This is a genomic window from Candidatus Nitrososphaera sp. 86-2 (assembly GCF_056726185.1).
This window is the reverse complement of the sequence record NZ_JBWZON010000001.1, coordinates 956,349-968,922: the sequence shown is the minus strand read 5'-3', so window position 1 is coordinate 968,922 and position 12,574 is coordinate 956,349. Positions and strand designations below refer to the sequence as shown.

Below are 12,574 nucleotides of genomic sequence, written 5' to 3'. Positions count from 1 at the left end.
TTACCATACTAAATCAAGTCGTCGTTATATACTCGGCAAATGACTAATGAATAATGACAAAACCTTTCCGAATAACGCCTGTACAATTGAAAAGAAATCAGAACGCAGTGTACTGCGGGATATGCTCAGCGACAGCAACAACCAATGCATTATTTCAGCTGGAAGGTTGTGTAGTCATTCAGAAATATTGTGACAAGTGTCTGCCTAATGCAGATTATGAGGTTCCTCTATAATAAAGAAACGAAACACTCGCCGACTTTTAATCGCATCTCTAATTCACATATCTCCAAACAATCTCGTTGTGACCAAACTGATAAAATACACCGTAGCGACAGCTTTGGCGATTTTGCCGGCTGTCATTGCTATTGTAAACTTGCGAATATCATAACTCTTTGCCCCTGCTATCATGATTATAATGTCGCCAAAGACGGGGATCCATGGAGCTGCAACCAAAGCAAGCCATCCGTACTTTGTCAATATGTCATGTCCCCTTTTCTGCTTCTTTTCTTGTTTCTTGGGTTTTAAAAAGCGAAATACCTTGTCTCCTGATTTGCCGATAAAGTAGCTTAGAAATCCTCCGGCGACAGTACCTGCAGCTAGAGTGAGCAAAACTAGGAACTTGTCCTGACCTGCCGCCAGAAGGGCCGATACTGCAATCTCTATGGGTAAAGGTAAAGCGGTAGATGCAAGTAAACTATTGACGAAAAGCCCCGGGAGGCCAAATTCTATAAAGATCGGATTGGTTGAAAGCTTGGTAATCATTTCCTGTGCATATTGGAGGTATTGGTCAACAATCATCCCCCATCACTCTCAACTATGCGGCAGGTCACGGTCTGTTCCTAGGGATATATGACCTTGTGAGTAGTTAAATGCGTCAGCTCTTGCTCTGCCGGATTCATTATGCGAATGATAAGAGAAGGGTTTATTCAGCACAGTTTCGTTCCTGTCAGAGAATGACAAGTAGAGGGCCTTACTTGCCGGCTAACCCCAAGCTTTCATGCCCTTGATGAACAGGTGACCGATCTTCAGAGGCGAATCTCTGGTAGATAGTCATTAATTGTGGAATGCTAGGTTTTAAAAAAGAAAGACTCGCTTTGTATAACAATGCTAACTACAGAAACTCATTTAAAATTCACCTAGAATCACATTAGGGGTTAGATGTCGGACACTTGGGTGATTGGCTCGTCTTGTTCCATCCTTGCAAGCCATAACTATTGCTGACGAACACGCAGAGGCCGACATCGACCCCTATGGTTTTATGAGAGTCTCCAGTAAAACAAGGTCAATCGAGTTTTTTATAGCATGGATACAAATGCCAGAATGCAGTCAGGATGACCTGCGTACGGCCCTGCATCCACTGTTGTCATCTGAACAGAGAACACGGCCAGTAAACAATCAGTTAGTTTTCGTCTGCAATGACAAGTATAATCAAGAACTTGTCGCCATGTCTGGTAAAAAAATCCCTAAGCGGTTCTTTGCGTCTTTCTTGCGCTCCTGCCGCTGCCTGCGTAGGCTATCGGGACTTCGCCATAGTCATCCTCAGAATCCTCCGGCTCTACGCACACGCCCTCCGACACACCCGACCTTTTCTCATAGTTGCCTGCAATCGGAAACTTGCAGTTGCCGTCGACCACTGTCATCTTGAACTTGTACTTGCGCCAGTTTCCCCACTTTGGCGTCCCTACTGGATCGCACGTGCACCCTTCAGCGCACAGGTGGCCTTCTATCGGAGTAGTCTTGCTCTCAACAGACCTTTTTACAAAGTCGACGAGTTTCTGGTCGCCCTTCAGGGTCTTGTTGCAGTTTGCTCCACCGTTGACGGGAAATTTGTTGGTGAACTTGATGTTTCTTGCTTCGTAGACCTTTACCTTGCATTCCTTGTTGCATGGAGGCATATGTCCGTGGATTAGGCGTGAATGTAATAAAGTTACTGTACATAGTTAGCTTTTTGCAGTCGCGACGAGGACGTCCCACGGGAACCTTATCTCTCCGTTTTTGATAAAACGCTGCGCCTTTTCCTCTGCTTCCTTTTTTATCTCGGCCACCACCTGCGCGCCCTTTGCCTCTATCTTTGGCCGTATGGCGGCTGCTGTCGTAGACATGTAGTCTGACCAGTATTCGGAAAACGGGCCTGCTTCATAATCGAACACGAATTTTTTGACAGTGACGCTTGCAAAACCTGCAGAAGCCAGCACGTTTTCAAGGTCCTTCGGGTCGCCAAAACGGTGCACCGTCGGCGCACCTTCCGGCCTGATGTCCGGTATGCGCTTTAGCACCGGCTCCATTATGGTGCTGAAATAGGGCACACCCTGAGCCGTGCCGTGCACGGCCACTGCAATCGTGGCGCCTTTTTTCAAGAGCACGCGCAGTTCTTTCAGCACGCGCGCCGGCTCTGGAAAGAACATTAGTGCGTACTGGCACAGCACCCTGTCGAACCTGCCTCGCAGACCAATATTCTCTGCATCCATCTCTACAAAGTGGCCCGCCGGCACGTTTTCCCTTGCTATCTTTAGCGCCCCTCTTGAAAAGTCAATCCCCACAAGCATTCCCGCCGGCCCGAGGCGAGAAAATGCCTCCCTTGACACGGCGCCGGTGCCGCACGCAACGTCCAGTACGAAATTGTCTTCCAAAATGCCGGCCGCATTTACGAGCTCTCTTGTAGACCGGAACGGCCCGCGCCCCGCGCCCGCCCAGCCGTCGTGGTAATCACGCGCACGGCTGTTCCAGCTGTCCATCGAGTCCTGTTTGTATTTCGTAGGGTCGTAGGCCAAGCGTCATAAGGTTTTAATGCCTTCTTATTTAATCATGGCATGTTGAAAGAGTTCCGCGTTCTTTTGACCTGCAACGTCTGCGGCGAGACTTTTGACTCTGACTACAAGCTGACCAAGCACGTGAGCAAGAGCCACCCGCAGCCCGAAAGGATAGGCTGGATGGGGGGCGAGGACGAGCACAGCTGCAGCTGCGGAGGCAGCAACATGCACGGTCACCATCACGAGTAGTAGCATGGCCTTGAAAGCAGAGAAACTGTTCTTCATTTATGTCGCCCGCAATGACGAATGGGTGCGCCTGCAGGCCGAGGACTGGGGCTACGTGTCTTCCATGGCGCGCTTTTTCAAGTGGTGGATAAGGCGCTATTACGACTTTGACATAGCAGTGGAAGCAGACATACTGCCCGTGATACCGGGCAAGCTGTTTGACAGGATGTCGCTTGCGCTTTTCCTGCGCGACCACGAAAGCAGAGGCCATGACATATACCACTTTTACCTGACTCCGTTCAAGCCGTTTTTCACGGACTGCAAGACAGAGGGTTACACCACCGACAACTTTGGCCTTGCGTTCTGGAACAGGCCGAAGGAAGGATCGGAGACAAAGCGCAACGCCATGTTTGCGGAGGAAAACTGCCCGCGCATTTCGCACGTGCTTTCGCACGAGATCCTGCGGATGCAGGGGCGCAAAAAGAAAGAGTACTTTGAAAACGTCCACGACCTCTGGCGGCAGCATCAGGACAAGGGCAAGCCGTTCCTCTACTTTGACAGCCAGTTCAAGCGCACAACGAGCGACGGCTGCAAGTACTCGACCTTGGACGCGACCAGCCTCTGATCTGAGCTGAGCGGAAATAGTTATGTGCTCCCAAGGCGCAACGGTCTGCGTTGGCTACCGGCATCGAACTGCTGGCCAAGTCGGGCGCAATAGTGTCCGCAGCAGGAGTCGCGCTGCTCGTTACGTTTGTCATCGTGCTTCTGGTGTTCCCGGTGGCCAAGATCTGCGATGGCGGCAAGTGCGAGTACTCGTCAGCCGCGCCGGGGCAGCTGCAGCCGGTGTTTTCCCCTGCATTCCTTGCGCTTTCGCTCATCGTTATTGCGGCAGGGATATTGATGATCCGCTACAGCCGCTGGCGCGAATCCAAGGCGGCAGCGCCGGGCTAGCAAAAGGCTCATCTATCAGGAGGATCTTTGGGTCCAGCGCAAGGGCGCGGGCTGTTGCCACCCTCTGCTTCGCGCCGGCTATAATAAATACGAGAAACAGGAAATTCCTGTATAATTGATCTCGTTTACCAAGGCCGAAAAAGAGTTCCTGCTTGCAAACGAGGCTTGCAGGCTTGCGACCTGCCACGATAACACTCCGCACGTAGTCCCTGTGTCGTACGTGTTTGAGGCCGGCGCGTTCTACTTTGCCACGGACCTTGAAACCCGGAAGCTAGAGAACGTAAAGAAAAATGACAAAGTCGCGCTTGCAGTCGACATCTATGACAGCTCGGTTGGCAACAAGGCGGTATGCGTGCAGGGCATGGCCGAGATAATAGAGAGGGGCAAAGAGTTTGCGCGCCTATACAAGATCTTCCACGACAGGTTTGCGTGGGTCAGGCTCGACCCCTGGAAGGAGGGCGAGGCGCCCTTTGTGCGCGTGGTTCCTACAAACAAGGTCAGCTGGGGCCTATGACTTTTAAGAAAAAGTTTGACGACGCGGCAGGCAAGATTTGCGAGGCGCTCATACCAGTCAAGCACGAGAGTTTCGAGGGCAGGGGCAAAGAGGTGGCAATATGCACCCTTGGCAGCATAGACCTTCTTGAAGAGATTTCCAAGTCTGAAATAATGGGCAAGGTCGCGATAGCCGGCCGGCTCTTGTCCGAGAACAAGGGCATCGATGCCATCATCGATTACGCTTTTGCACACCCTGGCCTGAAGCGGATAGTGGTGTGCGGCAGAGAGGTGAAGGGGCACATGGCAGGCCATGCGCTTTTGGCCCTGCACAGAAACGGCATCGATGGGCAGGGCAGGATAATCGGGGCAGAAGGCCCGTACCCTATACTCTTGTCTCCACGGGAAAAGGTCGAGGCGTTCCGGAAGCAGGTCAAGATAATCGACATGACCGGAGTCACCGACCTCGAAAAGTTAGCGCCATTAATAGCCTGACTTTTGCCTGTCGCGGTTTACCTGGTTTTTCTTTTTGTATTCATCGAGTATGCCCTGCGGCGTCATGCCAAGTTCCAGAGACGCCTGCACAACAAAGTGCCAGATGTCTATCAACTCCTCCCTTGCAGCCGCCTCGTCAAAGCCGGAAGGCTTTTTCCACCACTTCCAGTTAGTCAGGCGCTGAAGCTCCACCGCTTCGTGGATTATCGCGGTGGAAAGAGCCGAGACTTTGCCCTCGGCCGTCGCGGGATATCTCGACAAGTCCATCATGCCTGCAAGCTCTTTCTGCATGGAAAATATCGTCTCTAGCGTGTCCATCGTGCTTTGTGTCTTGGGCGGGCAGGTAAATAGTTGCTGCTTATGATGATTGTCCGACTAGTGTCGAGGTGTTGCGAAAGCTTTAAGGCATGTGGTGATAGTACAGCTCGCTATGGCTTCTGGCAGGCAACCTGCTACAACCTCACCAAGGCTCGAAGATTCCGCTTCGCTCGGAAACATTCTTTCGTCATCGCTTGACATGCTAAAGATAGAGGATGCCGAGATCCGCAAAAAGGCAGTAGAGTTTGTGGGCAACGTGTCGCTCGCAACTGTCAACGCGTACGGCAAGTGGATAGCCTCCATCAAGGCGGTGGCCGATGCCTGCACTGTATCGGGCCACACGTTTTCGCAATCGGACCTGTGCGACTTTTTGACAGTTGCAGCAAAGGGCATGGACTCAAAGAGGGCAGGTACAAAGGCCGTAAACGACGCCACGTTTTACATCTACATGGACATCATGGAAAACTATCCCAAGGCGTCTGCGCAGTTGAAGCTGCACTTTCCCCGGATAATAGTTGATGTCATCTCGATACTGGACAAGGGCGTAGACACGCGGGGCGAGGCGGTAGGCGTCTATGGCATCGAGCGCTACTATCAGGAGCGCAAGGCCGGCGCGCCTTTTGAAGACCCATTGGCCAGCTATGCGTCAAGGCCCGCGACAGAGGGAGCAAGGAGGTCCACAAGCCAGCCCGCCGCGCCGGTGATGTTCAGCGACGACCTTGTAGACAATCTTGCAATCATCACAGGCAGGTCAAAGAAGGAACTAGAGCTGTCGCTTTCAAGCCTGCCCGCCGCCGACGTGAAAAAGATAACCGACCTTTCGGTCAACCACAAGCGCCTGCAAAAGTATGGCAAGCTGGCAAGGCCGGAGGACCTGAAGAAAGAAGTGGAAAAGGACCTTGGCCGCAAGCTCACCGACAACCAGCTACAGCACGCCGCCAACTCGATACGCAAAGCCAAGACGTACATCGAGAACGTGCTTGACGGCAAGTTCGTCCCGCACGGAACGCACGGCATCAACCACGTCAAGCACAACCTGGAATATGGCTACCAGCTGATGGGCCTGATAGAGCCAAGAAAGCGCAGGTCCAACTGATATTTTCAAAAATTATCTCACAGTAATAAAGCCGGTTAGATAGGGTCATCCCCCTATCGAAAGGCCGGCCACGCGCCGCGCCGGTGATACGGGGGGTCCCTATCTAGTTAGTTTATTTCGTTGTTTGGAATTGATGTGATAAATTATTAAGTCTTTCCAACATAAGATTTTAGAATTATGCTAATAGGGTGGAATTATAGTATAAATTTCATACAAAAAAGATTGTTGTAGGTTATAATTCACATTCGGGGTCGATATAAATAGTCACTTGTCGAACTAACTCCACACTTTTTCCTTGAACGTCCACTTTTTGTTCAGGAGAAAGTTGCCCAGCGATGCGGTGGCGACAGCTACAATGAGTGCAAATGGATAGCTAAGCTCGCTCGTCTCGACCAGCGCGTACACTATGCCAAGCTGCACCAGCGCGCCAAACGCGGAAAAGCCGGCAAACATGCCGTACTGCAAAAGCGTCTTTCTGGCTGCAAAGTCTCTGTCTTCAAACGTCCAGATCTTGTTGAGGACAAAGTTGGACGTAATCGAGAATATGATGCCGACCACCGTCGCGTGCAGGTACCAGATGCCCGGGAAAAGCGCCGAAAGTATGAACGAGACGACATAGTTGACCAAAAGGCCGCTTGCCCCGACCGTGTAGAACCTGCCTGCCTTTGAGAAAAAGCGAACAGAGGTCCTGCGCTCGCTTGATGCGGCCCTGCCGTAGCGGTATAGGCGCCATACCGCGCGTATATAGTCAAACATCACCTTCGAGTCGAGTTTGCTTGCGCCGGCGCACCTGTTTGTAAACGTATAGGGTATCTCTTTTATCCTCGCCCCTCTGACCTTGACTAGCATCTCTAGGAGCATCTTGTAGCCGATAGAGTCGAACTTTATCCCATGGATGATGTGCCGGCGGAACGCGAAAAAGCCGGACATGGGGTCCTTTATCTTGATGCCGAGGCTGTACTTTGCTATCTTGGTCGCGCCCTTGCTCATGAGCTTGCGCTTGAAGGGCCAGCCCGATATGGCGCCTCCCTTGATGTACCTGGAGGCGACTACGATGTCGCACCTTGATTGTCTTATCTCCTCAAGCATCTTGGGTATGGTGTGTGCAGGATGGGAAAGGTCGCTGTCCATGACCACGACCACCTCGCCCGTCGCCTCATGGACGCCTGCAAGGATTGCAGAACTGAGGCCCTGCTTGCCCTGCCTGCGCACGACGCGTATGTGCAGGCGCTTGTCGTGGATGCCGAGGTTCTTGGCGTGGTTGGCCGCAATGTCCGCGGTTCCGTCGGGCGAGTTGTCGTCGACTACTATGATTTCAGCAGGCGCGTTGCGCGGGAGCGCCTCTGCAATCGAGTCTAGCATCTTGGAGATGTTTTGCGACTCGTTGTACGTGGGCAGGATGACTGAAAGCGGCATCTTGTCCTGCTTGACGACAAGTTCCTGCGGCGAAACGTCCACGGTTGTTTTTAGACTGCCGTTCTATAAAACGGTTAGTCTCCTCTGTCCAACAGGCCACGTGAAGTGATTGCAAACTGCGCGCTGCCGCCAGGCGGCTGCAAGAGCGCAGCATGAAACCGCCCTCTGGAGGGGTCCTCCGTGGAGAGTTTCATCCTGACGTGCGAGTATATCGAAACCGAGCTCCCAAGGTACTCTCGCTGTATGGATTTGCCAGTCTCGGTGGGCGCGTTTCTTACCATGTTTGTCACTACCACCGCGCAGTCGGCACCTATTGCAAATGTTGCAAGGTCGTGCAAATGAGACATGACTGCAAGGTGCCTTGCCGGGCCGGAATACTCGGCCGAGAAAAGAGACGTCAGCGTGTCGACTATCAAGAGCCGGGCGTCTGCGTCCCGCGCCCTTTCGACTACGCCTATCTGGTCCTTGGTGTTGAGCGCCCGCACGAACGTTATCCTGTCTAGGACCTTTGTCGTTCCTGCCATCTCGCAGACGCGCTCGGGCCGGAACGTGCCGGCAGTGTCCACGAAAAACGCGCGAAAACCTGCCTTCGTGCAATTCGCGCACAACGAGAAGCACAACTGCGACTTGCCTGAGCCGCTTTCGCCGTACACGTCGATGACCATCCCTGTCCTGACGCCGCCTCCAAGGAGTAAGTCAAGCGACTGCGAGCCGGTCTGGATGAACATATCCTCATTCTCATCTGGGATGCGGCCTTTTTATGAATTAAGGGAGCAAGGGAACCTTTTTATTTGCGGCGAGAACCTACGTCCTCCAAAGTGATTAACTAGCGTGTCTTCTCCGTCATCTCAACAACCAAAACGTCCCCTTTCGATTCTGCAGAGATCGCTCAACCGCAAGGTCGCAGTGCGCCTGAAGAGTGAGATAGAGTACAAGGGGAGGATGAACAACGTCGATTCTTACATGAACCTGATACTTACTGACGCAGAAGAGTTCAACGGCGCCGACGTGATGGCCAACTACGGCAAAGTAGTCATCCGGGGCAACAACGTTCTGTTCATCAGGCTTGAAAAAGACCTCTAGCGTGGTGCCTAAATGGTAAAGCGCTGGCTGTTTACTTCTGAAAGCGTCACAGAGGGTCATCCGGACAAGGTGTGCGACCAGATTTCTGACGCGCTTCTCGACGAGTTTCTCAGGCAGGACCCAGATTCCCGCGTCGCCGCCGAATCGATGACCACCACTGGCATCGTCTTTGTGGCCGGCGAGGTGACGTCAAAGGGCAGGGTCGACGTGCAGAAAATAGTCCGCGACACAATCCGCGAGATCGGCTACGACAAGCCTGATTACGGCTTTGACTGCGACTCGTGCTCTGTGCTTGCAGCACTGCACGAGCAAAGCCCTGACATCTCGATGGGCGTGACTGCGACTGAAAAGAAGGAGCAGGGCGCCGGCGACCAAGGTCTCATGTTCGGCTATGCCACCAACGAGACTCCGCAGCTGATGCCCCTCCCGATAACAATGGCCCACCAGCTCTCAATGAAACTCTCGCAATCGAGAAAGAGCAAGGAGCTTGGCTGGCTCAGGCCTGACGGCAAGTCGCAGGTGTCAGTCGTCTATGAAAACGGCGTTCCAAAGCGCATCGACACGGTCGTAGTATCAACACAGCATTCGCCCGATATTAGCATGGACCAGCTGCGCGAGGAAGTAATAAGCAAGATAATCAAGCCGGTGTGCGGCGAGTGGGTGGACGACAAGACAAAATACCTCGTCAACCCGACCGGCAGATTCGTGATAGGTGGACCTCCTGGCGACACAGGCCTCACAGGCCGCAAGATAATCGCAGATACGTACGGCGGCATGGGCAGGCACGGCGGAGGCGCATTCTCGGGCAAGGACCCGTCAAAGGTCGACAGGTCGGCGTGCTACATGGCAAGGTACGTCGCCAAGAACGTGGTCGCTGCCGGCCTTGCAGACAAGTGCGAGGTGCAGGTAGCGTACGCAATCGGAGTCGCCGAGCCCGTGTCCATAATGGTAGACACGTTCGGTACGGGCAAAGCGCCTGAAGAGGAGATAGAGGCACGGGTCCGCAAGGTCTTTGACATGAAGCCTGCTGGCATCATCAAGACGCTTGACCTGAAACGCCCCGTCTACCGCAAGACTGCGGCATACGGCCACTTTGGAAGGAGCGAGCCGGGCTTTACGTGGGAAAAGACAGACAAGGCGTCCCAGCTGTAGCAGAGTATAGCGGCCGCAAGCAATCTAAAATAATAATGTCCATCATCTACCATCTGCCATTGAAGGGCAAAGTTGCGGCAATCACGGGCGCCACGCGGGGCATCGGCTTTGAAATGGCTCTAGAGTTTGCAAGGAGAGGCGCCGCTGTCCTTTTGTGCTCCCGGGACATCAAGAGCGCCGGCGACGCCGCAAAGAAGGTCGGCAAGAATGCTCACCCTTTTTCACTCGACATTTCAAGCCCTGCAAGCGTCAGAGCCTTTGTGAAAGACGCAGTCGCAGGGCATGGCAGGATAGACGTCCTAGTCAACAACGCCGGCTACCCCTTTGACAAAAAAACGTGGTACAAGGAGATGCACGAGGTCACGGACGAAGAGTTTGACCGCATCCTTGACGTTGACCTAAAAGGCACGTTCCGCCTGACACGCGCGGTGCTTCCTGTGATGGTAAGGAAAAAGAGCGGTGTTATCATCAGCATCTCGTCTACCCCTGCAATAGCAGGCCACGTCGAGGGCGCGCCCTACACCCTTGCCAAGGCCGGCATCATCGCCATGACAAAGCATGTCGCGCTTGAATACGGCAACAGGGGAATTCGCGCCTACTCGCTTGCGCTTGGCAACATTGCCACCAACGCGACCTTTGACTCAATGGACGAAAAGGCGCGCAGACAAGCAGCGCAGGAAAACGCGATGAAGCGGTGGGGAAAACCACGAGAAGTCGCAAGAGTCGCGGCGAGCCTTGCAGGCGAGGACTTTTCCTTTGCTACAGGCAACACGATAGTAATTGACGGTGGGGCGGTGCTTCTGTGACTTCTGCCACTACTGATGATGAAAATAATAACGACCTAGAGCTGGCAGAGCAGGAGCAGGAACTGCCTGCAGAGGTCGAGGAAAAAAAGAAAAAAGGCGTCCTGCGCACCGGCTATACCACCGGAACCACTGCAACGGCGGCGACCAAGGCCGCGCTCTTGGCGCTCATAACAAGCAGGCCTGTGGAGCAGGTTGACGTGTCACTGCCAAAGGGCAGGACTGCGACGCTAAAGATAGCGTGGACAAAGATTGAAAGCGACAAAGCGACATGCGCCGCGATAAAGGACGGTGGCGACGACCCCGATGTCACGCATGGGGCGGAGATCTGCTCAACCGTCTCGTTCAGCGGCAAACCCGGCGCGATAAACATAGACGGCGGTAAGGGAGTCGGCCGGGTGACCAAGCCCGGCCTCGGCCTAGAGATGGGCAAGGCCGCTATAAATCCGACTCCGACAAAGATGCTCGTACAGGCTGTGGGCGAAGCAGCGCACGAGCAGTTGAAGGCAAGGGGCGTAGACGTTGTGGTCTGGGTTCCAAAGGGGGAAGAGCTTGCAAAAAAGACGGATAACCCGCGCCTTGGAATAATGGGCGGAATCTCGATACTCGGAACGACTGGCATAGTGCTACCATATTCTACCGCGTCGTTTGCAGCAGCGATACGGCAGAGCCTTGACGTGGCAATCGCGATGGGGGCCGACACCGCCGTCCTGACAACCGGCGGGAGGAGTGAGGATTTTGCCAAGGCGCTATTTCCAAACCTTCGTGAGCACAGCTTTGTGCAGATGGGAGACTTTGCCGGATATTCGGTCAAGCAGTGCGCTGCAAAGAACATCAAAAAGGCAGTCATCGCCGGCTTTATCGGGAAACTGACCAAGATGGCAATGGGGATAAAGCAGACGCACGTGCGGGGCTCGCACGTAAGCCTTGATTTCATGGCCGGCCTTGCCGAGCAGTGCGGCGCGACCGCGCCAATCGTAGCGGAAATAAGGCAGGCAAACACCGCCCGGCACGCAGGCGAGATAGTGGCAAAAAACAACGTCTCTGGCTTTTATGGTCTGCTTTGCAAAAAAGTGTACGCGCAGATGCACGAGCATTCAAAGGGGCAGCTAGCACTTGAAATCATCATGTTTGACTTTGACGGAAAAATTCTTGCGCGCTATCCTTCTCCTTCCTCATGACTGCGCTTTAGCAGCATCTCTATCCTTCCGCCGTACTTTTCCTTGTACGACGCCCTGCATTGCACGCAGCAAAAGAACCGCTCGAACCTTGCAAACCTGAGCACCTTTGGTTTGCCGTGGACCGGCCCGCCGCAAAAGTCGCATTTCAGTTTCACCTTCAGGCCGTCTACGCGCACGTGAAAGTGCTTTTTCTGCTTCTTTAGCTCTTGGAGCGCGTCGCCAATCTCGCCATCCTTTTTGTCTACCTTGGACAAGTCTAGCTCAGGCCTGACTGCCTTGATGAGTCCGATGTTGACGAGGCGTTCGTACCTAGCCTTGACCGTGGGCGTGCTCACCTTGATTTCCCGGGATATTGCCCGGAAAGACTTGCGTCCGTCTGCCATCAATGACTTTAGTATCGCAACGTCCGTGTCGTCAAGCTGGACTGGCAATAGTGCATGTACATTGCACGACTGTTCTTTTAATCTTGACCCTCGTTACGCGCTGAACCTCGATAGATTTTTTATAGTCGCTAGTTCTTTGCATACCTGTTTTTGCTTTCTGTTACTGTCAGCAAGAAAAAATATTCGATGATTATCTTTATCCCAATAATCCTGTCCTCTTTTACGCACC

The 12,574-nt window shown here is 53.3% G+C and carries 17 protein-coding genes; 10 read left to right on the top strand and 7 right to left on the bottom strand.

What is annotated here, in order from left to right; genetic code table 11:
- Positions 1-276: 276 nt before the first annotated feature.
- The 3 genes from ACYOR7_RS05890 to ACYOR7_RS05880 form a co-directional block, all read right to left on the bottom strand.
- Positions 277-798 (bottom strand): YqaA family protein, encoded by a 522-nt coding sequence (locus ACYOR7_RS05890; RefSeq protein ID WP_294805898.1) that lies wholly within the window; start codon positions 796-798, stop codon positions 277-279.
- A gap of 665 nt (positions 799-1,463) precedes the next feature.
- The gene (locus ACYOR7_RS05885) at positions 1,464-1,895 is read right to left on the bottom strand and encodes a hypothetical protein (RefSeq protein ID WP_294805897.1); all 432 of its coding nucleotides are present in this window, start codon (positions 1,893-1,895) and stop codon (positions 1,464-1,466) included.
- 45 nt (positions 1,896-1,940) lie between these two features.
- Positions 1,941-2,771, bottom strand: a complete 831-nt coding sequence (locus tag ACYOR7_RS05880; RefSeq protein WP_479913373.1) for a class I SAM-dependent methyltransferase — start codon at positions 2,769-2,771, stop codon at positions 1,941-1,943.
- A 39-nt stretch (positions 2,772-2,810) separates the two neighbouring features.
- Between ACYOR7_RS05880 and ACYOR7_RS05875 the strand changes: the two genes are divergently transcribed.
- From ACYOR7_RS05875 to ACYOR7_RS05855, 5 genes are all read left to right on the top strand, one after another.
- Positions 2,811-2,999 carry a hypothetical protein gene (locus ACYOR7_RS05875; RefSeq protein ID WP_294805894.1) on the top strand — a complete coding sequence of 63 codons (189 nt, stop codon included), beginning with the start codon at positions 2,811-2,813 and terminating at the stop codon, positions 2,997-2,999.
- A gap of 10 nt (positions 3,000-3,009) precedes the next feature.
- On the top strand, positions 3,010-3,600 hold the full coding sequence (locus tag ACYOR7_RS05870) for a hypothetical protein (protein WP_294805893.1): 591 nt from the start codon (positions 3,010-3,012) through the stop codon (positions 3,598-3,600).
- Positions 3,601-3,650: 50 nt separating this feature from the next.
- A complete protein-coding gene (locus ACYOR7_RS05865) occupies positions 3,651-3,926 on the top strand; it encodes a hypothetical protein (protein ID WP_294805892.1) in 276 nt (91 codons plus the stop codon).
- A gap of 115 nt (positions 3,927-4,041) precedes the next feature.
- Positions 4,042-4,440 (top strand): pyridoxamine 5'-phosphate oxidase family protein, encoded by a 399-nt coding sequence (locus ACYOR7_RS05860; protein ID WP_294805891.1) that lies wholly within the window; start codon positions 4,042-4,044, stop codon positions 4,438-4,440.
- Positions 4,437-4,913 carry a hypothetical protein gene (locus ACYOR7_RS05855; RefSeq protein ID WP_294805890.1) on the top strand — a complete coding sequence of 159 codons (477 nt, stop codon included), beginning with the start codon at positions 4,437-4,439 and terminating at the stop codon, positions 4,911-4,913. The genes ACYOR7_RS05860 and ACYOR7_RS05855 overlap by 4 nt, the downstream gene beginning before the upstream one ends.
- Here the strand turns inward: ACYOR7_RS05855 and ACYOR7_RS05850 are convergent.
- Positions 4,902-5,231: a dUTPase gene (locus ACYOR7_RS05850; protein WP_479913372.1), complete on the bottom strand. Its 330-nt coding sequence runs from the start codon at positions 5,229-5,231 to the stop codon at positions 4,902-4,904. The genes ACYOR7_RS05855 and ACYOR7_RS05850 overlap by 12 nt on opposite strands.
- Before the next feature lie 112 nt (positions 5,232-5,343).
- On the opposite strand from ACYOR7_RS05850, the gene ACYOR7_RS05845 reads away from it, so the two are divergent.
- Positions 5,344-6,327 carry a hypothetical protein gene (locus ACYOR7_RS05845; RefSeq protein ID WP_294805886.1) on the top strand — a complete coding sequence of 328 codons (984 nt, stop codon included), beginning with the start codon at positions 5,344-5,346 and terminating at the stop codon, positions 6,325-6,327.
- Between the two features lie 276 nt (positions 6,328-6,603).
- Here the strand turns inward: ACYOR7_RS05845 and ACYOR7_RS05840 are convergent, their stop codons facing one another.
- Positions 6,604-7,743: a glycosyltransferase family 2 protein gene (locus tag ACYOR7_RS05840; protein ID WP_366137645.1), complete on the bottom strand. Its 1,140-nt coding sequence runs from the start codon at positions 7,741-7,743 to the stop codon at positions 6,604-6,606.
- A 74-nt stretch (positions 7,744-7,817) separates the two neighbouring features.
- Positions 7,818-8,471: a P-loop NTPase family protein gene (locus ACYOR7_RS05835; RefSeq protein WP_479913371.1), complete on the bottom strand. Its 654-nt coding sequence runs from the start codon at positions 8,469-8,471 to the stop codon at positions 7,818-7,820.
- A gap of 103 nt (positions 8,472-8,574) precedes the next feature.
- Here ACYOR7_RS05835 and ACYOR7_RS05830 point away from each other — a divergent pair, with 103 nt between their 5' ends.
- The 4 genes from ACYOR7_RS05830 (at position 8,575) to ACYOR7_RS05815 (ending at position 11,962) form a co-directional block, all read left to right on the top strand.
- Entirely contained in the window at positions 8,575-8,826 is a 252-nt protein-coding gene (locus ACYOR7_RS05830) for an LSM domain-containing protein (protein WP_075053799.1), read from the top strand.
- 12 nt (positions 8,827-8,838) lie between these two features.
- Entirely contained in the window at positions 8,839-9,978 is a 1,140-nt protein-coding gene (gene metK / locus ACYOR7_RS05825) for a methionine adenosyltransferase (protein WP_294805880.1), read from the top strand.
- Positions 9,945-10,784, top strand: coding sequence for an SDR family NAD(P)-dependent oxidoreductase (locus tag ACYOR7_RS05820; RefSeq protein ID WP_294805878.1), 840 nt, complete (start codon positions 9,945-9,947; stop codon positions 10,782-10,784). Before metK ends, ACYOR7_RS05820 begins: the two co-directional genes overlap by 34 nt.
- Before the next feature lie 62 nt (positions 10,785-10,846).
- Entirely contained in the window at positions 10,847-11,962 is a 1,116-nt protein-coding gene (locus ACYOR7_RS05815; protein ID WP_366137643.1) for a cobalt-precorrin-5B (C(1))-methyltransferase, read from the top strand.
- On the opposite strand, the gene ACYOR7_RS05810 is transcribed toward ACYOR7_RS05815, so the two are convergent.
- Positions 11,941-12,393 carry an AsnC family transcriptional regulator gene (locus ACYOR7_RS05810; protein ID WP_479913370.1) on the bottom strand — a complete coding sequence of 151 codons (453 nt, stop codon included), beginning with the start codon at positions 12,391-12,393 and terminating at the stop codon, positions 11,941-11,943. The genes ACYOR7_RS05815 and ACYOR7_RS05810 overlap by 22 nt on opposite strands.
- Positions 12,394-12,574: the final 181 nt, after the last annotated feature.

Excerpts from the sequence above, each read along its gene's own strand:
- ACYOR7_RS05890 (WP_294805898.1), bottom strand. The coding sequence starts at position 798 with ATGATTGTTGACCAATACCTCCAATATGCACAGGAAATGATTACCAAG.
- ACYOR7_RS05885 (WP_294805897.1), bottom strand. The coding sequence starts at position 1,895 with ATGCCTCCATGCAACAAGGAATGCAAGGTAAAGGTCTACGAAGCAAGA.
- ACYOR7_RS05875 (WP_294805894.1), top strand. The coding sequence starts at position 2,811 with ATGTTGAAAGAGTTCCGCGTTCTTTTGACCTGCAACGTCTGCGGCGAG.
- ACYOR7_RS05855 (WP_294805890.1), top strand. The coding sequence starts at position 4,437 with ATGACTTTTAAGAAAAAGTTTGACGACGCGGCAGGCAAGATTTGCGAG.
- ACYOR7_RS05850 (WP_479913372.1), bottom strand. The coding sequence starts at position 5,231 with ATGGACACGCTAGAGACGATATTTTCCATGCAGAAAGAGCTTGCAGGC.
- ACYOR7_RS05845 (WP_294805886.1), top strand. The coding sequence starts at position 5,344 with ATGGCTTCTGGCAGGCAACCTGCTACAACCTCACCAAGGCTCGAAGAT.
- ACYOR7_RS05840 (WP_366137645.1), bottom strand. The coding sequence starts at position 7,743 with ATGCCGCTTTCAGTCATCCTGCCCACGTACAACGAGTCGCAAAACATC.
- ACYOR7_RS05835 (WP_479913371.1), bottom strand. The coding sequence starts at position 8,471 with ATGTTCATCCAGACCGGCTCGCAGTCGCTTGACTTACTCCTTGGAGGC.
- metK (WP_294805880.1), top strand. The coding sequence starts at position 8,839 with ATGGTAAAGCGCTGGCTGTTTACTTCTGAAAGCGTCACAGAGGGTCAT.